This is a genomic window from Microbacterium sp. SA156, from assembly GCF_049065455.1.
GTDB classification, from domain to species: domain Bacteria; phylum Actinomycetota; class Actinomycetes; order Actinomycetales; family Microbacteriaceae; genus Microbacterium; species Microbacterium barkeri.
Genome location: NZ_JBAKGU010000005.1, coordinates 179,560 through 202,045, shown reverse-complemented (window position 1 = coordinate 202,045; position 22,486 = coordinate 179,560). Strand labels below are relative to the sequence as shown.

The window sequence follows — 22,486 nt, the reverse complement described above, 5'->3', positions numbered from 1 at the left end:
GGCGGGCGATCCCGGCGACCGGTCCCCCGCCGGTCGTCGCCAGTATGTCACGGCCCGAACTCCACGATCGTCTCGGGGAGCCCCTCGGCCCGGAGGCGCACGACGGCGCCGGCGTCCGCGCGCACGAACACGGCGAGCCGCCCCTCGAGGGTCCGCCGCTGCGAGCTCGCGTAGGGCGTGACGTCCGCGAGGTCGCCGTTCTCGATCCCGAGCAGCTCGCCGCCGGAGACCTCGACCGAGACCATCCGCTCGTCCCGCGCCGATCCTCCGTCGGCGTCGCGCAGCGCGCACTCGATCTGCACGAGACCGTCGAACGGGGCGCCGTCGAGAGCGAGGCCGGCGTCGGCGCAGCGGCGCGCCGCATGCTCCGGGACCTCCCAGACGACCGCGTCGAGGCGGGCGGCCGCCCCGCGCGCGCGGAGCTCGTCCCGTGCGACGACGTCGCCGTCGCGGACAATCTCGAGCACGAGCGGCGCGGAGCGCACGTCGGCCTCGGCCGTCCAGAAGCCGCCCTCGTCGTCCCATGCGAGCGGGATCGCGTCGCCTCCGCACGTGAGCCGCGGCTCGCCGCCGCCCGCGAAGCAGAGCACCCCGACCCGCTCCCCGCCCTCCCATGCACGCGAGACGGGATGGCTCCAGAAGCTGCGCGGGCCCTCCCCTGCCGGTCGGGTCACGAGATGCGCGACCGGCTCGTCGGTCCACCAGCTGCGCCGCAGATGCCACGTGTGCTTCGCGAAGCCCGCGAGCGTGAGCAGCCCCGCCCCCGAGCCGTGCACGGGCCATCCGTGGGCCTCTCCGAGATAGTCGATGCCGGTCCACAGGAACTGTCCCGCCACGTAGTCGGCCCGCACGACGTGCTGCCACTCGGCGTAGCCGTGGCCGTTCTCGCTGCCCAGCAGAGGCTTGTCGGGGAACCGCGCGTGGTCGGCCTCGTACAGGTGCTCCTTGTAGTTGTAGCCGACGACGTCGATGTCGTCGAGGAAGCCCGTGAGGCTCGACAGCTCGGGGAAGGCCGCCGCGATCGTCACAGGCCGCGTCGGGTCCTTCGCGCGGACGATCGCCGCGAGCCGCCGAGCGATCGTCGTCAGGCGCCGGATGTCCGGGCGCGACGGATCGTAGACGCGCTCGGCCGCGGGCTTGCTCGCGTCGTTGTTGCCGGTCATCTCGTCGAAGAGGGGGCTCGCATACGGGTCGTTCGGGTAGTCGATCTCGTTGCCGATGCTCCACGCGATGATCGACGGATGGCCGCGATGCGCGTCGATCATGGCGACGAGGTCGCGCTCGTGCCACTCCGGGAAGTCCTTGGCGTAGCCCTCATGCCGCGGCGGGTACACGTTGTGCCCCTGCCACCACTTGTTCTTCGGGTTCTCCCACTCGTCGAAGGCCTCGTCGATCACGAAGAGGCCGAGCGCGTCGCAGAGGGCGTACAGCTCGGGGGCGTGCGGATTGTGGGCCATGCGCACGGCGTTCGCGCCCATCTCCTTCAGCCGCAGCAGGCGCCGCAGCCACACCGCCGGGGGCACGGCGGTGCCGAACGGCCCCGCGTCCTCATGCAGGCACACGCCCGTGAGCGTGCGCGGCTCGCCGTTGACCGAGAAGCCCGCGGCGGCGTCGAAGGCGACCGTGCGGATCCCGACGGTCTGCGTGTAGCGGGCGGATGGCCCCCGATCGGGCACGAGGGTCGTCGACAGACGGTGCAGATGCGGATCGGTATCGGACCAGAGCTCGGGATCGGGCACGCGCGTCTCGCTCTCGACGTCGGCCGCGCCGCCCGCTGGCACCTCGACGGCCGCGTCGAAGGCGTGCACGCGCCCCGATGTCAGGGAGCGCAGCTCGTGCCGGAGCTGCACCGACACCGGCTCGGGGCCGTCGTTGACGAGGGTCTGGACGACGCGCACGACGGCCTCGTCGGCGTCGGCCGACACCGTCGTGAAGGCCGTGCCGTGCTCACGGAGGCGCACGGCCTCGTGCACCTCGATCTCGACGCCGCGGGTGATCCCCGCGCCGTTGTACCAGCGCGAGTCGGAGAGGTCGGAGTGGTCGACCCGCACGCTCAGCACGAGGTCGTCGTCGGGCGCGTAGGAGAGGATCTCGGTCAGGTCGAACGAGAACGCGGCGTACCCCGACGGCCGTCCGCCGAGGTGGTATCCGTTCGCCCAGACCTGCGCGTTCTTGTAGACCCCGTGGAACACGAGGCGCACATGCGGGGCGTCGGCGAGCTCGCCCATCGGCACGTGGGCGCGGTACCAGCCGACGCCGCCCGGCAGATATCCCGTGCCGCTCGAGCAGTCGCGCGAGAACTCCTGCTCGACGCTCCAGTCGTGCGGCACCCTCACGGCACGCCATGCGGTGTCGTCGAAGCCCTTCTTCCACGCGTCGGGCTCGTCGCCGAGGTGGAAGCGCCAGGGGATGATGGGGTTCGCGCGCACGCGCCTACCTCTCGCTCGAAGAGTCGATGTACCGGCTGAAGACCCGGTCGAGCACGCTGCCGATGACGATGGCGAGCCCGCCGAATCCGATGAGGAGCCACAGCAGGCCGTAGCCGGTGGCCTGCGGGGAGAAGATCGTGACGACCGCCGACAGCACGAGGACGGTCAGGATGAGGAACGTCGAGAGCGGGTGCCGCAGGGAGAGGAGCCGCGCGTTCCGGAGGACCTCGGGGATGGTCCCCTCGAAGGTCGCGAGATAGGGGAAGACGTAGACGGCCCACGCGACGCAGAAGAACACGACGACGTACCAGATCGCGAGGAGGGCGAACTCGAGCATCGGCGGGACCCCGACGCCGTTCACGACGACGAACCATGCGGCGAGCGCCGCGCCGACGAGCAGCATGAGCAGCCACACGGCCGTCGCCTGGCGGAGGTTCCGCCGGAAGGACCGGAGGAAGTCGCCCGTGACCGATTCGCACGCGCCCGTCGCGAGCCTCCGCCCCGTGAAGCTCAGCGCGGTGAGCGATGCGCCGATGGTCACGACGGGCAGCGACGCCACGATGAACAGGCCGTTGAGGATCATCGCGTCGGCGACGCGCGTGAGAAACCGCATGAGCGCGGAGTCCGCCGCGAAGATGCCGTTCATCCTCTCCCCTTTCGAGATCGGGCGGGCCCGCGGTGCGCGGGCCCGCCCTTGCCGATGCAGGCGCTCAGTCGCCTGCGGTCACTGGCTCTCCGCCCAGGCGTCCATGTCGGCCTGGACCGAGGCGAGGGCGTCCTCGTAGCCCGCGTCGCGGAGCTTCTGGCGCATCTCCTCGATCGCGGCCTCGGGGTCGTCGAACTTGCCGTACTGCAGCTGCGGGATGTACTCCGAGAACACCGCGCCCATGGCGGCGAGGGTCGGATCGATCGCGTCCTTGTTGAACAGGAGGGTCGAGTACGGGTAGTCCTTCGCCTCGGCGTCGAGCTGGTCGTAGAGCTCCTGCTTGTTCTCCGCGTCGGTGACCCGCGGCAACTCGTACTCGTCCATGCGGCCGGCCCAGAAGTTGGCCCCGAGCGCGTCGGTCGACGGGTCGTAGCCCTCGGGGTTGTCGAGCTTGCCGTCGTCCGTGATGACGTAGTCGGTGCCCTCGATGCCGTAGTTGATGAGGCGGTACGACTCCTCGTCGTTGCGGAGCATGTCGTACACCTCGAGCGCCTTCTCCGGGTTCGCCGAGGTCGCGCTCACCGCCATCGCGCCGTGCGTGAGGATGTCGCGGAAGTAGTTGCCGTTCTCCTGGCCCCAGTAGAAGAACTTGGGGTCCGATCCGGGCTGGCGCTCGTTCATGTTGTGCACGATGCCGCCCACGAACGTCTGGGTGTGGTGCTGGTCGGCGCCCGACAGGCCCGAGTAGAAGAGCTCGCGGGTGTCGCCGTCGTAGTTGAGCGCGTCCTCGCGCCACACCCCGATGTCGTTCCACTCCTTGGCGAGCTCGGCGGCCTCGAGCAGCTCGTCGCCCTCCATGTACCAGGACGTGACCGTGTACGGGTCGGACTCGGACGTCTGGAACGGGTAGTAGATGCCCGCGCTGATCTGCTGGATCGTCTGCAGGTCGGTGTGCCCCTGCAGATAGCCCGTGAGGGCGGCCTCGTTCGTGCCGGCGACATCCCACGGGTAGGCCTCCGGCTTGTTCTCCTTGACCCACTGGAAGTAGGTCGTGAAGTCCTCGAAGGCGGTGATCTCGCCGTTCTCGAAGCCGGCCTCGGCCGCCCAGTCCCCGCGGTAGAAGAACCCGTGGTTCGTCCACTGGGTGAAGTTGTCCTCGGGGATGAAGTAGATCTGCCCGTCGTCGAGCTTCGTGAGATCCCAGTGCCCGTCGGCTTCGACCTGCTCCCACGTCTTCGGCGCGTGCTCCTGGAGCATCTCCTCCGACAGCGGCAGGAAGGCTCCCTTCTCCGCGTTCTCCCACGCGAACAGCCAGTCCGTGGCCGTGGTGATGAGGTCGATGTTCGAGTCCCCGGAGAGCAGCTGCACGTTGTACTGCGTCTGCCAGTCGGCCCACTCGACGTAGTAGAGGTCGAGCGTCGCACCCACCTCCTCGGCGAGGCGCTCGTTGAGCTTCTCGAGCATGGCCTCGACGCGCCCGTTGGTCGGCTTGTCGCCGAGCACGAGCATCGTGATCTCGGCGGTGCCGCTCGACTGCTCGCCGCTGCCGGCGGTGCACGCCGACAGCATGCCCGCGCTGACGCCCACGGCGAGCAGCGCTGCTCCCGCTCGGACGATGTTCCTTCTCATGTGAGACTCCTTCGGCTCATTCCTGGTGGAGGGGTGGGATCGGGTTCAGCCCTTGACGGCGCCGACGGTGATGCCGGTGACGAAGTACTTCTGGACGAACGGGTAGACGAGGAGGATCGGGCCGGTCGCGATCACGGCGCTCGCCATCTTGAGGGTGTTGCTCGGCAGCTCGGAGATCACCACGTTGTCGCCGGCGACCGAGTTGCGCAGCGCGTTCGCGGTGTTGATGACGTTGTAGAGGTAGTACTGCAGCGGCTTGAACTCCACGGAGCTGCCGAGGTAGAGCGATGACAGGTACCACTCGTTCCAGTAGCCGAGAGCGAGGAAGAGGCCGATCGTCGCGAGCGCCGGCTTCATCATCGGGAGCGTGAGCTGCGCGAAGATCCGGAAGTCGCCCGCGCCGTCGACCTTGCCCGACTCGACGATCTCGTACGGGACCGTCCGCATGAAGTTCTTCATGAGGATGATGAGCCACGGCGTCATGAGCAGCTGCAGGAAGACCGCGAGGTAGCTGCCGCGCAGCCCCAGGTCACGCCCCACCCAGAGGAAGGTCGGCGCGAGGCCCGCGGAGAACAGCGTCGTGAAGTAGATGAAGAACGAGATGACATTGCGGTACCGGAAGTCCCGGCGGAACAGGGCGTACCCCGTCATCGAGATGATGAAGAGCCCGATCGCCGTGCCCGCGACCGTCATGATGATCGTCACGGCGTAGGAGCCGAGGATCTGCCGAGGCGAGTTGAAGATGTACTCGTACGCCGTGAGCGTGAAGCCCTTCGGCCACAGTCCGAACCCGCTCTTCATGATCTCGGACTCGCTCGAGAACGACGCCGAGATGATGAGGATGAACGGCAGCGCGCAGAACAGCGAGAAGAGCGAGATCGTCACATACGAGATCGCCTTGAGCGTGTAGTCGCTCTTCGCGAGCTTGATGGTCGTCGGCCGCCCGGTCGGGCCGCCGCGGCGCTTCCTCGCGTTCGCGGTCGTGACCGCCTCGGTGACCGTGGGCGGGGGGACGAGCGTCTCAGAAGATTGCATAGTCCTTGTTCATCCTTCGCACGACCCAGTTCGCCGTCATCACGAGGGCGAAACCGAAGAGGGACTGGTAGAGGCCGACCGCGGTCGACGTCGTGAAGTTGTTCTGCGACATGACCATCCGGTACACCGAGGTCTCGATGATGTCGGTGGTCGAGAACAGGGCGGCGTTGTTGCCGATGAGGTTCCAGAACAGGCCGAAGTTGCCGTTCATGATCCCGCCCAGCGAGAACAGCAGCAGGATGATGAACGTCGGCTTGAGGCTCGGCAGGATGACGTAGCGGATCCGCTGCCACGCCGAGGCCCCGTCGATCGCCGCGGCCTCGAACAGCGTCCGGTCGATGCCCATGATCGCCGCGAAGTACACGATCGACCCGTACCCGGTGCTCTGCCAGAGGTGGACGAGGATGATGATGAGCGGCCACGCGCCCGCCGTGCTGTAGATCTTGATCGGGTCGCCGCCGGTCGACTCGATGAGGGCGTTGAGCGCGCCGGTGTCGTAGTTGAGCAGGTTGAACGCGATCACGCCGATGAGCACGACCGAGATGAAGTACGGCAGGAACATCACCGTCTGCGTGACCTTCTTGAAGTACTTCGAGGCGATCTCGCTGAGCATGATCGCAAGCGCGATCTGCAGGATGTTCCCCAGCACGATGAACGCGAGGTTGTAGAGGATCGTGTTCCGCGTGAGCAGCCAGAGCTGGCCCGACTTGATGAGGAACTCGAAGTTCTGGAACCCCACGAACGGGCTGCCGAAGATGCCGTCGCGGTAGTTGAAGTTGGTGAACGCGATCCAGATCCCGGGGAGCGGCGCATAGCTGAAGATCGCGAAGAACACGATCGCCGGGATGCACATGAGGATGAGCACCCTGCTGTGCCTGAGATCCTTCAGCAGCCGTCGTCTGGGCTGCACCCTGTCCGTCACGGACATCCTCTGCCTCTCTGCAGTCGGAGCGTCGGCTCCATCGCCGACGGGTGTCTCTTCGACGATAAATCTAACCGTCGATGAAACTAGGAAGACAGTAGCGATCCCCTGCCGGCTTGGCAAGAGCCGCCTTCGGGAAGCGGTCGGAATCGGTCGCGGGTGCCCCGGCCGCGGCCGGGGCACCCGCGCGCGCTCAGCCGCAGCTGGCGGCGGGGTAGCCCACCGTCACGGGCACGCCATCCGCTCCCGTGAAGGTCGTCTCGCCGGCCGTCGCCGAGGCGGCTCGGACGGCGATCGCGGCCGAGGCCGCGTGTCCTGGCGCGAGCTCGTCGAGGACGCGCCCTCCGTACGCGCTCTGCACCGCGACATCCGCCGGGCCGTCCGCCGTGTTGCGCGCGGTCGCGACGAGCTGGACCTTGCCTCCCACGCAGCGGCTCGTCACGGCGGGCTCGACCGCGGCGTCGACCGCGCCGACCGCGAGCGCGGGGATCTTGAGGTACGAGCCCGGCGTCGCGAAGACGAGACGCACAGCCGAGGCGAGGACCGGCTCGAAGGTGAACGACGTAGGCGAGCCGTTCGCGCTCGGGACGACGTCCTGCGCGGTCGTCGGGTGCCAGGTGCCGTGCGCGTCGCGGTACTCGACGCTCACGCCCGTGATGGTGCCCTCGCGGTTGGTGAAGCCGACCCGATCCACGATGTGGGCTTCCGCGGGCTCGATCGTGAGCGTCGCCTGATCACGCTTCGTGCTGTCCCACGTCGACCACGAGGTCGCGGCGCTGCCGTCGCACGCGTTCGCGGGCGGCATCGTCTCGTACTGCGTCTGGTGGAAGCTCGCCGTGACCGTCGTGCCGTCGGCACCGCAGACATCCCGCACTCCCTCGGCACCCCACAGCTGCACCTCGGAGATCGACTGCCACACGTTCGTCGCGGTCTTCAGCTGCAGGCGGACCCCGCTGGTCGCCGGGATGCCCGACACGTCGAGCTTCGCGACGGGTGCGGTGGCCGAGGCGTCCTGCGCGAGGTCGACGCTCGCGTTCGCCGACACCCAGGCCCCCGATGCGTCGAGGTACTCTGCGGCGATGGTCGACGGCCACGTCGCGCCGGCGCCGTCCTTGTAGGTGTGCACGACGACCTCGTCGACGTCCTGGGGGAAGGCCCAGGTGTACGACAGCCAGCTGCTCTTGGGGTACACGCCGCCCCCGACCCAGTCGTCCCAGCCCTTGCCCTTGACGTTGCCGTCGGCCGTCGTGCCGGCGAGATCCTGGCGGCTCGATGCCGCCACCGCGGCGTCGAGCGCGAGGTTCACGATGCCGGGCGTCGCGACCTCGATCGTGCGCGTGAACGTGCGCCCCGCCGTGAACGTCGCATCGCCCGCCAGGGTGCCGGTGATGAGCTGCGTGCCCCGCTCGTCGAACGACGTCGCGCTCCACGTCACCGCGACCTCGGCCGTCGCACCGTCGACGGCGACCGGGACGGTCTCGGGCAGCTTCGCGGAGAAGTCCTCCCCCGGCTCGACGGTCTCCGGCAGGCGGTCGTCGACGACCGACCAGATACCCTCGCCCAGACCGTGCTCGTCGAAGTACGACGCATCCCAGCCGGCGCCCCAGCGCTCCGGGTCCTCCGTCGCAGGATTGCGCATCTCGGCCCGGCCGTTCTCGCCGATGGTGATCGGCAGCCACACGTAGGTCGAGTCGGCGGCGCCGGAGTTCCAGCGATCGCCCATGTAGACGAAGCGGCCACCGCCCAGGTCGAGCACGTTCGTGGACTGCGAGCCGAACGTCGTGCGGCGCACGTCGCCGACCGAGAGGAGGCCGTCGCCGCCCTCGGGGATCGCGTTGTACGCGACGTTCTCGTAGGCGTCGTCGGCCTGGACGCCGCGGATCCACGGCCCGAGGATCGTGTCGGCCGTGTGGTACGTCTGCGGGTTCGGCGCCCAGCCCGTCGCGCCCGATGCGACGACGTAGTACCGGCCGCCGTGCTCGAAGAGCGCGGGCGCCTCGAGCATGCCGCACTCCTTGACGATCTGGAAGTCCTCCCCGCGCACGGGCGCCTCCGGAGTCCCGTCCGCGAAGAGATAGGGGAAGCGGCCGTCCTCCGAGTACTGCCCCGCGTCGGCCATGTCGGTGTCGGTCGTGTGGGTGACGTTCGTGTACGACGCGTCGAGCTCCGCGATGTAGAGCGAGCGGTTCTCCTCCGAGGAGTAGACGATGTACGCCGTGCCGTCGTCGTCCTGGAACACGGTCATATCGCGGGCCTGGCCGGGAACGGCCGCCGAGATGCACGCCTTGTAGTCGGTGCGGTTCGGCATCCGGTAGACGCCGGTCATCTTGAAGGGCCCGGTCGGGCTGTCCGAGACGGCCACGCCCGCCATCGAGCGGGCGTACATGCTCCCGCCCGGGCTCGTCTGGCCATCCGAATGCCACCACAGCACCCACTTGCCCGTCGCCTCGTTGAAGAGCACCTTGGGCCGCTCGAAGATCGTCGTGTAGTCGGCCGCGTCGTTCGTGTTCAGGTGGTAGTTCAGCTCGGCGATGCGCTCCGTGCGCGGCTGACCCGCGTCGTCGACCGTGTCGTAGAGGGCGTCGAAGTACTCCGTCTCGAGTTCGGAGGCGTCGGACACCGAGCGCAGCACGACGCCCTGGTCGACCCAGTTCACGGTGTCGTACGACTTGTAGGCGTGCACGCCGGGGCTGCCGTAGTAGCCGTTGCTGCGGTCTTCGCCGTACCAGTAGTAGACGGTGCGGCCGTCCTCCTCGGCGGTCACGATCTGGCCGCCGTGCGCCTGGATGTGCGCGCCGTTGTCGTCGAGCCACAGCGGCTGGAAGTAGTCGGGCGCGCTGCTGCCCGGATCCTGGATGGCCGGATACGACGTGTACGTCGTCGGCTCGCCGACCGGGACCTCGGCGGTCGCCGGCCCCGCCAGGGACATCGTCAGGGCGGCGGCGAGAGTCAGCCCCGCCGCGGCCGTCATGGTTCTCTTCAACATCACTCCCTCGTGAGCGAGGCGACGCCGCCTCGCGGATGTTTGCGTGAACATCAGTCAAGCGGGAGTCCGCATCGCGCGGCAACCATGCCTTCGTGGAAGCGATCGCAATCGATCATGCAGGCGGATGGCCGGGATGGCCCGCGGGCGGATGGCGCGCGGGCGGATGGCGCGGGCGCGGCGGGACACCACGCAGGAGTTCCGGCGCGGAAAGGGGCGGGAACCCGGTTCCCGCCCCTCGATCCGCTCGGATCTCCTGCGCTGTGTCCCACTGAGCACCGGCGGCGTCGGCGCTCACCCCGGACGGTGAGGAGGGCGGCGGCTCGTGGCCGCCGCCCTCCCGTCACCGGCAGGTGAAGGCGGCGTACTCCGCCGAGGAGGTCCCCGTCTCCTCGCCGGCGGTCGCGGTGGCGTCGACCGCGCCCGCCGGAACCTCCTTCTCACGGGTCTTGAACGCGACCGAGACGCTGTCTCCGGGCTCGACGCCCGCGAACGTCTTCTTCCCGTAGGGAGAGCGGATCTCGATGTCCGCGACCTCGGTTCCGTCGTTGGTCGCCTTCACCGCGATCACGCCCTTCGCGCCCACGCAGCGGCCGTCCACCGACACGGCGACCGAGACGGGGCTCTCACCGCCGCCTGCCCCGACGATGACCGAGGCGGTCGCCGTCTTGTCGCCCGCATGGTCGCTCTGGACCGTTCCCGCCACCTCGAACTCGCCCTCCGAGGCGTACTGGGCAGGATCGATCTCGTCCCAGACCACCGGAAGCGTCTCCTTCGAGCCGTCGTTGTACAGCACCGACGTGCTCTCCGGCAGCGCAGGTGCGACGCCGACGGCGGTGTGGACGGAGACCGTGTCGACCTGGTTGATCGTCAGCTCGTGCGTCGAGCGCACCCAGACCGTCGCCTTCGCGGTCGCCGAGGCACCCTCGACGATGCCGCGCACCTCGAAGCTCCCTTCGGCCGCGACCTGGTCCTCCGTCACCGGTGCCCACGTGACCGCGGCGAGCGCTCGGCTGTCGTCGGCGTACGTGACGCCGACCTGCTGCGGCAGGGTCGGGAGCGCACCCACATCCGTGCGGACGTGGGTCTCGTCGATCGCCGCGGGGGCCGCAGAGAAGACGTCCCATTCGCTGACGCCGACGGCCGAGTACGACGTCCCGGTCGCGTTCGGAGCGGCTTCGAAGGTCGCACGCAGCGCCGTCGTCGTCACCATGTCGAACGTCGTCGCGTTGGTGCCGGTGCGCTCGGTCCCGTACCCGGATGCGTTCGGGACGTCGACCCACGCTCCCTCGGCGTCGAGGTACTGGATCTTCCACGACGCCGGCACCGCGACGCCCTCGCCCGTTCCAGCCGCGGAGTCCGTCCAGAACATGATCTCCGACCCGGCGACGCGCACCGGCTCCTCCCACGTGTACTGCAGCCACTGCGACGCCGGACGATCCCCGGACCAGGTGCCCCAGATCTGGGCCTGATCGCCGCCCTCATTGACACCGCTGCCGTCGTTCACGGCCGTGACGCGGTTCCATCCCGCCGTGTACGAGGCGGTCGGGGTAGCCGACGGCCCGATGTCCGTTCCGCCGTCTGCTGCCTCGCCGCGGATGACGACGTCGTCCGAGACCGAGTGCTCGCCATCCGTCGCGGTGAGCCGAAGGCGGTACTCGCCCGCGACCGTGAAGCGCACGATCGTGTTCGCGCGGTCGGCGTGCTCGATGAACGCATCGCCGCCCTCGGGTGCGGACACGACGCTCCACGAGACCGTGAGCGGATCGGAGGGAGCGCCGTCGTCCTTCACGATGCCCGTGAGCTCGGCTCGTCCGGCGCTCACCGCTCCCGCCTGCGTGTAGGCGAGGACGCTCGGGGCGGCGTTCTCCGCCGCTCCGACCGGCTCCCCCGTCCGGAGCACCTCGAGTTCCTTGAGCCCGGTCCTGTACCCCTCCGCGTGCGCCACGGAGATGCGGATGCGCTGCGTCGTGATCTCGGGGAACCGCGCCTCGTTGAGGTTCGGCTGCGGCACGGTCGGCGCCTCGACGGCACCGGGCACGGCTGTCCATCCCGCGCCGTCCCAGTACTCGATGCCGTACCGCGAGGGCTCGGCGTAACCCGACGCCGTCGCGCTCGAAGACGTGTCGTAGAAGTACGCGCGCACCGTGTCCACGGCCTGCGGCGATCCCAGGTCGACCTCGAGCCAGTCGGTGGCGTTCGGCGATCCGGCCGTGCCCCAGAAGGGCTCGTTGATCGTCGTGCCGTTGACTGCGGCATTCGCGGGGCGGCCGTCCGCCGAGAACGACGCCGTCACCGGGCGCCCCTCAGCCAGATTCTCCGCCGCGTGGGAGGAGATGTCCTGTCCGGCCTTCGCGAACAGGTCGACGACGCGGGAGTCGTCCGCGTACACCACGTCCTGCGGCGACCGGAGCGCAACCGGGGCCGCGTCGATGACCTTCGGCTCGGACACGCCGTTCACGACGTCCTCCTCGAAGGAGACCTGGCCGGTCGCGGGGTCGTAGACGACATGGGTGAGAGCGTCGACCGTGAACGCGCGCTCGCCGTCGACGAACACGGAGTAGCCCTCGGGCACCGTGTCGCCGTACGGGCGCTCGCCGTCTCCCGGCTCATCCCACGTGATCGTGAGATCGCTGCCGTGATACGAGACGTTGTTCACGGTGAAGTGCGGCCAGTCGATGTCGATCGGGTAGAGCTCGATCCTGTCGTCCGTGCGGGGCTGCAGACCCATCGCGTCCTCGATCATCGTGAAGTTCGTCGTCCCGAGGATCGTGTGGTGGATCCACGAGCGGTACCCGATGCTCTGCGGATCGGCGTCCCCGTCGGCCCAGAACTCGTTCGCGTCAGGAAGGCGGTTGTCGCCACCGTTCTGATAGTGCGCCCACGCGTTCCAGTAGAGGAGCTTCTTGTACCACTCGGCGTCGATGGCATCGCTCGGGTACTCCCGGAGCGCCGCTGCGACCATCCGGAACGTGACGGTGGAGTTGATGATCGAGAAGTTGTTCGTGCCGGGGTGTCCCGCGGCCGCCGCTTCGGCCTTGTCGGCCTGGTTCGCTGTCGTGAAGGGGAAGATCGGGTACTCCGCGTCATCGGCGAACAGGCGGAGGGCGTCCACGTAGTCGTCGGCGTAGTCCTCGTCGCCCGGCTTCGGCATGAGGCCGACCGAGAACGGGTAGTAGTTGTTGATCTCCTTCCAGGGGATCAGCTCGCCCGTCTGGAGATCGCGGTGCTTGATGAGGTTCTCCTCGGCGTCCCAGAGGTTCTCGAGGACGCCGGTCTTCACCTTCTCGGCGATCGCGTCCATCTCCGCCGACTTGTCGTCGCGGCCGAGCAGCCCGTAGGCGGCCGACGCCGCACGGGCGCCGCTGTACACGTAGGCGGACTCGGCCCGCTCATTCGCGCGCCGGAAGTAGTCGAACGACACGGCGTCGGCGTCGTTGCCGGTCCACGCATTCCAGTTCGTCTCGAGCAGGCCATTGCCGTTGGAGTCGTACGAGCTGAGCTGTCCCTTCGCATCGCCCTCCGCGTAGCGCGCGAGGTTCTCGACGATCCCGAGCGGGCCGCCGTGCACCTGGTACGACTTCCAGGCGGCCTCGGCGATGTACTGCGTGTGACTCGCGTTCCAGTTCGCCGGGTCACCCGGGTTGTCGACGAAGCGCCCGCCCTTCGACGTCTCGCCGGTCGACACCCATCCGCCGTACGAGTAGATCGGGTTGCGGAAGTACTTGAGGTCGTCGATGAACATGCCGACCGTGAGGTCGATCGCGTTGTTGTAGCCGAGCGCGCCCTCGACGGCGGTCGGGAACTGGTACGCGTTGCCGGGCGCATTCGCATCGAGGTAGTTGAACCGCAGGAGCCACCAGCGGTAGAAGAGCGTCTTGTCGATGTCATCCTCGGGGGTGTCGAGGTACGGCACGTTGTCGGCCCACCAGCGGTTGTACGCCGTGACGTGCTCCGTGTACGCGTCGGAGGGCGAAGCAGCGGCGATCGCGTCGTACGCGGGGCGCGACTCCGCGATCTCCTCGGTGACGAGGCCCAGCTGCAGCTTGGTGACGGCGCTCTCCCCCGCGCCGATCGAGAGTGTCGTCTCGAGTCCGCCGTCGACCGGCGCGAACCCGTCGCCGGAGAAGCGCGGATGGACCCTGGTGATGTCGTTGAGGGCGTCGAACGTTCCCGTGAGCTCGTTCTCCTCAGCCACCGTGGCATACGGTGACACGGCGCGGAGCCCGACCTCCACGGCCGCTCCGGTCGAGCGCACCTCGAGCTCGGTCACGAGGACGTTGGCGTCCGTGATGAACTTCGTCTGGACGATCTCGACACCCGCGTCGGCGTTGCGGTGCACACTGCGCCAGTAGCTCGGCGTCTGCTTGCGCGCGGCCGTGTCCTCGGTGAGCGTGATCTGCTCGCCGCCCACGCTCGCGGTGACCGTGTAGGCGTCGCGGCCGTCGACCGCTTCCCAGTAGGCCAGCTGGCCGCCGAATCCGAGCTTCGCCGGGTCGTGCACCTTCATGAAGGCGGCGCGCCCTCGGCTGAACAGCCACTGGTTCTCGTCGCCGAAGCTTCCCGCGGTTCCCGTTCGCGCGAGCATCCGGTCGATCCAGAAATCCTTTTCGGTGCTGGCGCCCGCTCCTGCCGCGAGATCCGCATCGAAGATGGCCTGCAGCTGATTGCCGACCGTGTAGCCGGTCCCCGTGTCAGGCACGGGGTTCTCGCTTCCCGAGAAGACCGGGTAGCCGAGATCGCTGTTGGCTGCGAACGCCGGCGAAGCCGACACTCCCACAGCCAGCGTGCATGCGACCCCGACGGCGATCCATGCCCTCGCGGGCCGACGGGATCTCTCCTTCATTGACCAGACCACTGTGTCTGCTCCCTTTCTCGCCGAGCTTCGGCGCACGCTCGTCACCCTAGGGACGGCGCAGGAGCGACCGCAAGCCTTTTCGAAAACTTTCGGTACGGGGAAGAGCGGATGGCCGGGATGGCGCGGACAGCGCACGCACGGCGGATGGCGCGCCGGGACACGATGCAGGAGTTCCGACGCGGAAAGGGGCGGGAACCCGGTTCCCGCCCCTCGATCCGCTCGGATCTCCTGCGCTGTGTCCCGCGGTCACGCGGGTCCGCCTCCCCTCAGCCGCAGGAGAGCGGGCCGTACGCGGCGGTGAGCGTCTCCGTCACCGCCTCGCCGTCGATCTCGCCGGTGATCTCGACCGACGCCTCGCCTTCCGGCACCGACGCCTCGCGGGTCGAGAAGCTCGCCGACCGCTTCTTCTCCGCGTCGACCTGCAGGGTCTTCGCCCCGAACGGCGTGGTGATCTCGAACGACCCGTCCGCGACGGCGCCCTCGACGACCGCGACCGCCTTGCCTCCGACGCACCGCAGCGACGCGGTCGCCGACGCCTCGAACGAGGGCTCGTCCGCCTGTGCGACCGCGAGCCAGCTGATCACGGGGTCCTGCGAACCGGTCTTCCGCACGGTGTAGGTGACGGTCGTCGGCTCGGTCAGCGTGAACGTCACGTCGCTCGTCGCCCGCGTCGTGCTGCTCGAGAGGGAGACCGGCGCCCCGGCGACGGTGTGCGTCCCCGTCGAGTCCGTGAACGACACCTCGGTCGCCATGGGGCGGTTCTGCCCCCACCACTCCGTGAACCCGGCCGTCAGGGTGTACTCGCCGGCATCGAGAGGCAGCCGGTAGCGCACCGTCTTGCCCGCGCCCGCCCACAGCCCGGTGGAGAAGATGTCGTTCACATCCGTCCCGCCCTTCACGTTGAGCCCGTCGTTGACGAAGCCCCACGAGGCCGCGTCGGCCGAGGCCCGGTCGACGGCGTCGTTCGCGAGATCGAACGTGCGCGACACGGCATCGAACGCGGGTGACGCCTGGCCGCTCGGCACGCCCGAGTCGATGAAGTACCGGATGCCGTCGGGCACGACCTGGAAGCGGGCGGAGATCTGCTGCTTCCGGCCGTCGGCGATCGGCTCGGTCGTCCAGCCGAGCACGGTCACCGCCGCGTAGGGCTGACGCTCGGCCTCGTCGCTCCCTGGCGCCCACTGCACCGCACGCTCGACGCCGTCGATGACGACGGATGCCGGGAGGTCGCCGCCGACCGAGACAGCGCCGGCCAGGCCGAGATCGCGCACGTCGTCCGTCACATCCGCCGGCCGCAGCCCGTTGGCCGCGGACTCCAGCCGCGCGGCGAGCTGGGCGGCGCCGATCGCGTCGAGACCTGCCTGGCCGTCGACCGCCGCCTCGGCTGCCGCGCGCGCGGCGGCGAAAGCGGCCCACGAGGTCTCCGAGTAGTCCCCCTGCTCGTAGCCGGCGGTGTCGTCGAGTGCGTCGCGGATCTCGTCGGTGTCGACGGTTCCGTCGACGACGCCCGAGATGACGGAGTAGCCGTCGATGACGACCGTTCCCGAGACCACCTCGATCACGACCGTGTGCTCGCCGTCGGGCAGGCCGCGCAGGGAGTACGCCGCCTCGCGCTTCGAGGTCGCGCGCAGCGTCGCGCCCTCGACGGGCTGCCCGTCGACCGAGACGCGGATGCGCGCACCCGCGGCGTTCCCGCCGATGAGGTCGACGCCCGTGCCCGAGAACGCGATCGTCGCCGTCGCGCCCGCGGCCGACGTGGTCGACGTCGAGCGGTACCAGTCGTCGGCGCTGCCGGCCGTGGCCTTGTGCGCCCACGCCCCGGTGTACGCCACGCGGGAGTCCATGTTGTCGACGAGCTCCGAGGCGTAGGCGGTGTAGCCGTCGACCTTCTCCACGCGCAGGTCGTCGAACGCGACCTCGTGGAACTCCGTGCCGAGGTTCACGCGACCGGCGTACTCCGGGTTGGGGTCGGTCCACGTCGCCACCTGCTCGCCGTCGACCCATGCCGTGATCTGCGCGCCCTTGGCCTCGATCGCGAGACCGTAGCCATCCGCTGCGGCGACCGAGCCGCTCGCGACCGTCGTGTCGTGGCGCGCGAGCGTCCACGCGCCCGCCTTCGTGATGCGGATGCTGTACGCGGCGTCGCCCGCGCCCATCCCCTTCTGCTGCCGCACGCCCAGGCGCGCGAGCCCGCCCGCCGCGTCGACGAACGACACGTCGACGGACGCCCGGTAGTTCTGCCAGCGGAAGTCGCCGACGAGCGTGTTCGGCTGGCGCACGTTCCAGGCGCGCGTGTCCTTCATGGACTGATCCATCCGCTGGAAGAGCACGCGGTCTCCGGTGCCGTCGTCGCCGACCTCCCACGCCCCGGTCTGGTCGACCATGTAGCGGGGCTGGTGGCCGCGCGAGGTCAGGTAGTCCTGCTCCTCCGTCCGCGCGCCGTTGTCGACGCCGACGCGCACCGGTCCCTCCTCGTCGTACTCGAAGTCGTCGGCGTAGAGCACCTCGTCCGATGCGTCGAGAGCGCCGCCGGTCTCGTCGGTGTCGAGCACGGCGCGCTCGGCATGCTCCGGAAGGCGCTCGGCGAGGTCGGCGTCACCCGAGCGATCGAGCGTCGTGAAGGTGATGATCGACCTCGGCGCGACCGCGAAGGTGTACGAGCCGTCGGATGCGGGCTGCAGCTCCTGGGCGAGGTGCAGCATGTTCGCGTCGTAGGCCTCGCCGGCGTCGGCTGCGCGGGTCTCCCAGAGCTCCGCCGTGAGGTCGTCGCCGAGCGCGAGGGCGGATGGCGCGATGCGGTAGGTCTTCGTCTGGTCGCTGTCGTTCACGACCACGGTCGAGAAGTCCGAGGCGTCGGGCGCCGCGAGCGTCATGTAGCTCGGCGCCCCGTTCGACCCGTCGAGGTTCTCCGTGCCCAGGACGCCGCTCGCGCTCGCCTCGGGGATGGTCCGCCAGATGCCGGCGGTGTTGTCGGCGTTCTCCCACCCGGTCTTCGCGAACGACGTGAAGTGGCGCATCACATACGTCGCCGCGTCGTAGTGGATGGATCCCGACCACGGGTCGCGGGCGCTCAGCAGCTCCTTGTGGCTGTACTGCGCCCCCTCGTAGAACGAGCCGATCGCGGGCTGGAAGATGTAGTGCGTGCGCTTGGAATTCGCGTACCCCTTGACGACGCGGTTCGCGAGGTCGAGCGCGCTCTGCACGCCGCCGATCCCCGTCGACGCGCCGCCCGGGCCGTCCGTGTTGTTCACGCGGTAGTCGGTGTAGCCGAACGAGCCCACGCCCTCCGAGTACCAGACCTCGCGATCCTCTCCGGTGGGCGTCTGTCCCGTCGCGAGCTTCGTGTACGGCTGGTAGGTGCTGCTCGTCGGGTCGCCGTCGAGCCGGTCGTCCGTGTTGTAGTGGTAGCCGACGGCGTCGACGATGTCGAACAGCTCGGGGTCGTCGAGCAGCGCGGGGCCGATCTTCTTCGTCTGGTTCTCGTCGGACGCGACGATCCGAATGGACCGGTACGCCTCGCCGACGGCCTCCTGCTCGTCGGCGGGGATCCCGTAGCGGGGGTCGGCGAAGTCGGTGTCGTTCGCGACGCGGTCCGCGTACCACTTCACGAACGCGATGTCGGGGTTCGTCGTCTCGTTGGTGTCGGGGTTCACGTAGTCGACGATGAAGCCGTATTTCTCGTACGCGTCGAGGATGGTCTCCTTGTACCAGGTGTACATCTCGTCCTGGCCGGTGCCGGCGCTCCAGGCGGTCTGCACCCACTGCGGCATCGTCCAGCGCAGGATCGACACCTTCACGTCGGGGTTCACCGTCTTCGCGTCGGCGGCCAGCTGCCATCCGGGCGAGCGCGACGCGTCCGCGAGCTCGTCGGGAGTGCGCATCGTGGCCGCGTCCGCCCCCGTCGAGTTGTTCGTGTCGGAGCCCATCTCGATCTTCACGTGGCTGATCAGCGGGTACTCGCCGCCGAACAGCACATCGATGAGCTGCCAGTACGCATCGGGGTGCTCGGCCTTGTAGTCCATGAGCAGGTTGCTCGTGGAGTTCGCGCTGAGCACGCCGAGCCCCTTGAAGGGCAGGCCCGCCGTGTTGTCGGGTCGGATGTCGCCGCCGTCGACGGCGATCTGAACGGTCTCGTCGGCCGCCTGGGCGGCGGGTGCGACGAGGGCGGATGCCGTGAGCGCGGCGAGCGCGACGGCGGCGGCTCCCGCGGTGCGGGCGGGTGAGGGCATGCGAAGACTCCTTCGTCTTGCGGATGTGCCTCGCGAGGCAGGTGCCTCTCGGGCGGAGCGCCTCAGGCGGAGCGCCTCAGGCGGAGTGCCTCAGGCGGAGTGCCTCAGGCGGCGATGACGAGCGATTCGAGCAGGACGGGGTGGGCGAGCGGCTCCCCCGCGGCGACGCGGCGGAGCTCGGCGATCTCGGTGTCGATCATGCGATCGACCTCGGTGCCGACGGACCCGGCGATGTGCGGCGTGAGCAGCACGTTCGGGTGGTCGTAGAGCGGATGGTCGGGCGGGAGCGCCCACGGGACGGTCACGTCGAGCACCGCGTGCAGGTCTCCGACGAGGATCCGCTCGGTGAGCGCCTCCTGGTCGACGATCTCGCCGCGGGCCGTGTTGATGAACGTCGCGCCGGGGCGCATCGACGCGATGAGCGGCGCGGAGATGAGACCGCGCGTCGACGGCAGCGAGGGCGCGTGCACCGACACGACATCGCTCTCGGCGCACAGCTCGGCGAGCGTGACCGGCCGCGCGCCGAGTGCGGTCACCGCGTCGTCGGACAGCGTGGGGTCGAACAGGAGCACGTCGAGGTCGAACGGGCGCAGGAGCTCGACGACGCGGCGGCCGATGCGCGACGCGCCGACGATGCCGACGACGCGCCGGTAGTTGCCGACGACGCCGAGCCCGGCCTGGTCGATGAGCTCGCGGCGCTCGCGGTACTCGCGCGCGATCTGCACGATGCGCTTGTTCGACATGAGAATGGCGGCGAGGGTGAACTCGGCGACGGGCACGGCGTTCGCATCGACAGCCGAGCTCACCTGGATGCCGCGCTCCCACACGACGGGGTCGAGCTGGTCCTTCACGGATCCGGCGACGTGCAGGATCCAGCGCAGCCGAGGCGCGCGATCGAGCACGGCCGCGTCGACGCGCGGCGTGCGCCAGCCGGTGATGAGCACGTCGGCCTCGGCGAGCGCGGCGAGCGCCTCGGGGGTGTCGAACGCGTCGACGGTCGCGAGCAGCTCGCCGTGGGCGGCCAGCTCCCGAGCGAGGTGCGTCTCGGACTCGGGGGCGAACGCGCCGGAGCCGACGGCGCTCACGATGCGCGGGCGGATGGCGATGGCGGGCGGGTTCATGGTGGTCCTTCGGGAGAGAGGGGAGGGTCAGGACTCCGCGGGCGCGAGCACGGGCTGCAGGGTGTAGCGCCCGCCTGCCCACACCACGTAGAGGCACGCGGCTGCCGTGAGCCCGATCCCGAGCGCGGGCGCGGCGACGACGACCGCTGCCTGCACGGCGACGACGGCGAACGAGGCGACGGTGAGCGGCCAGCGCCGCACGGCGAGCACGAGGCCCGCGCGCAGCACGTCGCGCAGCCGCGCGTCCGGATCCTCCGCGACCGCGACCATCCCGACCATCCCCATCGCGATCGCGAGCAGGGCGACGACGATGAGCAGCGGGGCGACGACCGCGCCGGCGCCGGTCGGCACGAGCACGAACACGTCGACGAGGGCGACGGTCACGACGGCGCCGACGAGCGCGGAGAGCGCGAGGGCGCGTCGCCAGGTCGCGCGCAGCGAACGGGCGAAGGCGCGCAGGACGCCGGTCTCGCCGTCGGCGTGCGCCCGGAACGTGCCGAACGCGGCGGCGACGCCGGGCCCCGCGAGCACCGCGGCGAGCGCGAGCGCGGGCCACGAGAGGGAGGGGTCGGTTGTCAGGAGCAGCGCGATGAACGGCAGGGCGACCGCGGCGAGCGCGAGGTTCACGCCGAGCGCGAGGTGCACGACGCCGAAGAGCGTCGCGTACACGCTGTGCGGGATGCGCTTCATGATCAGCCCTTCATGCCGCTCGTCGCGATGCCCTCGACGAAGAACCGCTGGCCGAGGAGGAAGACGATCGCGATCGGCAGGATCGAGATCACGAGGCCCGCGAAGAGCACGCCGTAGTCCACGTCGTAGAGGCTCGAGACGAAGTTCTTGAGACCCAGCTGCATCGTCCACAGGCTCGGGTCGCGCAGGTAGATGAGCGGTCCGAGGTAGTCGTTCCACGTGTTCACGAAGGTGAGGAGCGACAGGCTCGCGATCGCCGGCACCGACAGCGGGAGCATGATCCGGCGCCAGATGCCGTACTCGCTGAGCCCGTCGAGGCGCGCCGCCTCGGACAGGTCCTCGGGGACGGTCTCGTAGAACTGCTTCATGAGGAACACGCCGAACGCGCCGAACGCCTGGAGCAGGATGATCGACCACAGCGTGTTCGCGAGCCCCGCGTCCGACAGCAGGATGAACTGCGGGATCATGTACGACTGCCACGGGACGGCGATCGTCGCGACGTAGAGGAGGAACAGCGCGTCGCGGCCGGGGAAGCGGATCCGGGAGAACCCGTACGCCGCGAACGAGCCGGTCAGCACCTGCAGGGCCGTGACCGTGACCGAGAGGACGAGCGTGTTGCGGATCCACGTGACGATGTCGGAGCGCGTCCAGATCTCCACGTAGTTGTCCCACACGAACACCTCGGGGATCCAGCGGATCGGCACCGAGAAGACCGCGTTGGCCTCCTTGAGCGAGCTCATGATCATCCAGAAGAACGGAGTGAGCATGGCGGCCGCCGCCGCGATGAGCGCGACGTAGAGGAGCGCGCGGGCGATCGGGTGCGCCTTCCCTCCCGCGCCGCGCGGGCGGGGCTTCGGGTCGATCGAGAGCCGGCGACGGGTCGGCTCGGGGGCGACGAGGGTCATCGTCTCGCTCATCACGAGTCCTTCCGCTTGTTCCACAGGAACTGCGCGATCGTCACGACGATGCACAGGAGGAAGAGCACGACGGCCGCGGCGGACGCGTAGCCGAACTGGTTCTCCTCGAAGCCCTTGCGGTAGATGAACTGCGAGATCACGGTCGTCGACTGGCCGGGACCGCCGTTGGTGAGCACGAGGATGAGGTCGAAGATCTTGAACGAGTTGATCGTGAGCATGACCGTGACGAAGAACATCGTCGGCCGCAGCATCGGGATCGTGACGTTCCAGAACCGCTCGAAGACGTTCGCGCCATCCATCCGGGCCGCCTCGTGCAGCTCGCGCGGCACCGTCTGCAGCGCCGCGAGGAAGAGCACCATGTAGTAGCCCATGTCGCGCCACGTGCTGATGATCACGACCGCGGGCATCGCCCACTCGGCCGAGGTGAGCCATCCGGGCGGCTCGGCGATCCCGATGAAGCGGAGGATCTCGTTGATCGGGCCGTACTGCGGGCTGAACAGGAGGTTCCACACGAGCGCGATCGCGACGATCGACGTGATGTAGGGGAAGAACGCGGCGGTGCGGAAGAACGCGACGCCGCGCAGCTTGTTGTTGAGCAGGAGCGCGAGCCCCAGCGACACGACGATCGTGAGCGGGATGTGCAGGACCGAGTAGTACAGCGTGTTGACGAACGCGGTCCGGAAGCTCCCGTCGCCGAGCAGGCGCTGGAAGTTCTGCAGCCCGACGAACTGCGACGATCCGAAGATGTTCCAGTTCGTGAGGGACATGTAGAACAGGACGACCACGGGCACGAGCGTGAGGACGGCGAACCCGAGGAAGTTCGGCAGGATGAAGCTCCACCCGATGAGGGTGTTGCGCATCCGCAGGCGGGATGGGCGACGCCGTGCAGGCGGCGCCGTCGCGGTGGTGGTCATGATGCTCCTAGGTCCTGGTCCTGATGTCTCACGCGCGATGTCGTTCACTCCGGTCGTTGAGCGAGCGAGGAACGAGCGAGTCGAAACGCGGTGCCTCGTCTCGAGGTCGGCTT

12 protein-coding genes are annotated in these 22,486 nt (G+C 69.2%); all 12 read right to left on the bottom strand.

The window, feature by feature from the left end; all coding sequences use genetic code 11:
• Positions 1–47 precede the first annotated feature (47 nt).
• The 12 genes from ACOWU6_RS06890 to ACOWU6_RS06835 all read right to left on the bottom strand — a co-directional run bounded on the left by ACOWU6_RS06890 (position 48) and on the right by ACOWU6_RS06835 (position 22,373).
• Positions 48–2,429, bottom strand: coding sequence for a glycoside hydrolase family 2 TIM barrel-domain containing protein (locus ACOWU6_RS06890; RefSeq protein WP_421075203.1), 2,382 nt, complete (start codon positions 2,427–2,429; stop codon positions 48–50).
• A 4-nt stretch (positions 2,430–2,433) separates the two neighbouring features.
• The gene (locus tag ACOWU6_RS06885; RefSeq protein WP_421075202.1) at positions 2,434–3,075 is read right to left on the bottom strand and encodes a YesL family protein; all 642 of its coding nucleotides are present in this window, start codon (positions 3,073–3,075) and stop codon (positions 2,434–2,436) included.
• A 78-nt stretch (positions 3,076–3,153) separates the two neighbouring features.
• Complete coding sequence (locus ACOWU6_RS06880; RefSeq protein ID WP_421075201.1) at positions 3,154–4,704, bottom strand: ABC transporter substrate-binding protein; 1,551 nt, start codon at positions 4,702–4,704, stop codon at positions 3,154–3,156.
• A gap of 45 nt (positions 4,705–4,749) precedes the next feature.
• Complete coding sequence (locus tag ACOWU6_RS06875; protein WP_271172903.1) at positions 4,750–5,739, bottom strand: carbohydrate ABC transporter permease; 990 nt, start codon at positions 5,737–5,739, stop codon at positions 4,750–4,752.
• Positions 5,726–6,661, bottom strand: a complete 936-nt coding sequence (locus ACOWU6_RS06870; RefSeq protein WP_271172904.1) for an ABC transporter permease — start codon at positions 6,659–6,661, stop codon at positions 5,726–5,728. Before ACOWU6_RS06870 ends, ACOWU6_RS06875 begins: the two co-directional genes overlap by 14 nt.
• 193 nt (positions 6,662–6,854) lie before the next feature.
• A complete protein-coding gene (locus ACOWU6_RS06865) occupies positions 6,855–9,647 on the bottom strand; it encodes a discoidin domain-containing protein (protein ID WP_421075200.1) in 2,793 nt (930 codons plus the stop codon).
• 340 nt (positions 9,648–9,987) lie between these two features.
• On the bottom strand, positions 9,988–14,418 hold the full coding sequence (locus ACOWU6_RS06860) for an Ig-like domain-containing protein (protein ID WP_421075199.1): 4,431 nt from the start codon (positions 14,416–14,418) through the stop codon (positions 9,988–9,990).
• Between the two features lie 350 nt (positions 14,419–14,768).
• Positions 14,769–18,731: a hypothetical protein gene (locus ACOWU6_RS06855; protein WP_421075198.1), complete on the bottom strand. Its 3,963-nt coding sequence runs from the start codon at positions 18,729–18,731 to the stop codon at positions 14,769–14,771.
• 104 nt (positions 18,732–18,835) lie between these two features.
• Complete coding sequence (locus ACOWU6_RS06850) at positions 18,836–19,852, bottom strand: hydroxyacid dehydrogenase (protein WP_324013783.1); 1,017 nt, start codon at positions 19,850–19,852, stop codon at positions 18,836–18,838.
• Positions 19,853–19,879: 27 nt separating this feature from the next.
• Entirely contained in the window at positions 19,880–20,542 is a 663-nt protein-coding gene (locus tag ACOWU6_RS06845; RefSeq protein ID WP_421075197.1) for a ferredoxin-NADPH reductase, read from the bottom strand.
• A gap of 2 nt (positions 20,543–20,544) precedes the next feature.
• Entirely contained in the window at positions 20,545–21,459 is a 915-nt protein-coding gene (locus ACOWU6_RS06840; RefSeq protein WP_271172910.1) for a carbohydrate ABC transporter permease, read from the bottom strand.
• The gene (locus ACOWU6_RS06835) at positions 21,459–22,373 is read right to left on the bottom strand and encodes a carbohydrate ABC transporter permease (protein ID WP_271172911.1); all 915 of its coding nucleotides are present in this window, start codon (positions 22,371–22,373) and stop codon (positions 21,459–21,461) included. The genes ACOWU6_RS06840 and ACOWU6_RS06835 overlap by 1 nt, the downstream gene beginning before the upstream one ends.
• Positions 22,374–22,486: the final 113 nt, after the last annotated feature.

Excerpts from the sequence above, each read along its gene's own strand:
- ACOWU6_RS06885 (WP_421075202.1), bottom strand. The coding sequence starts at position 3,075 with ATGAACGGCATCTTCGCGGCGGACTCCGCGCTCATGCGGTTTCTCACG.
- ACOWU6_RS06880 (WP_421075201.1), bottom strand. The coding sequence starts at position 4,704 with ATGAGAAGGAACATCGTCCGAGCGGGAGCAGCGCTGCTCGCCGTGGGC.
- ACOWU6_RS06875 (WP_271172903.1), bottom strand. The coding sequence starts at position 5,739 with ATGCAATCTTCTGAGACGCTCGTCCCCCCGCCCACGGTCACCGAGGCG.
- ACOWU6_RS06865 (WP_421075200.1), bottom strand. The coding sequence starts at position 9,647 with ATGTTGAAGAGAACCATGACGGCCGCGGCGGGGCTGACTCTCGCCGCC.
- ACOWU6_RS06855 (WP_421075198.1), bottom strand. The coding sequence starts at position 18,731 with ATGCCCTCACCCGCCCGCACCGCGGGAGCCGCCGCCGTCGCGCTCGCC.
- ACOWU6_RS06850 (WP_324013783.1), bottom strand. The coding sequence starts at position 19,852 with ATGAACCCGCCCGCCATCGCCATCCGCCCGCGCATCGTGAGCGCCGTC.
- ACOWU6_RS06845 (WP_421075197.1), bottom strand. The coding sequence starts at position 20,542 with ATGAAGCGCATCCCGCACAGCGTGTACGCGACGCTCTTCGGCGTCGTG.
- ACOWU6_RS06840 (WP_271172910.1), bottom strand. The coding sequence starts at position 21,459 with ATGAGCGAGACGATGACCCTCGTCGCCCCCGAGCCGACCCGTCGCCGG.
- ACOWU6_RS06835 (WP_271172911.1), bottom strand. The coding sequence starts at position 22,373 with ATGACCACCACCGCGACGGCGCCGCCTGCACGGCGTCGCCCATCCCGC.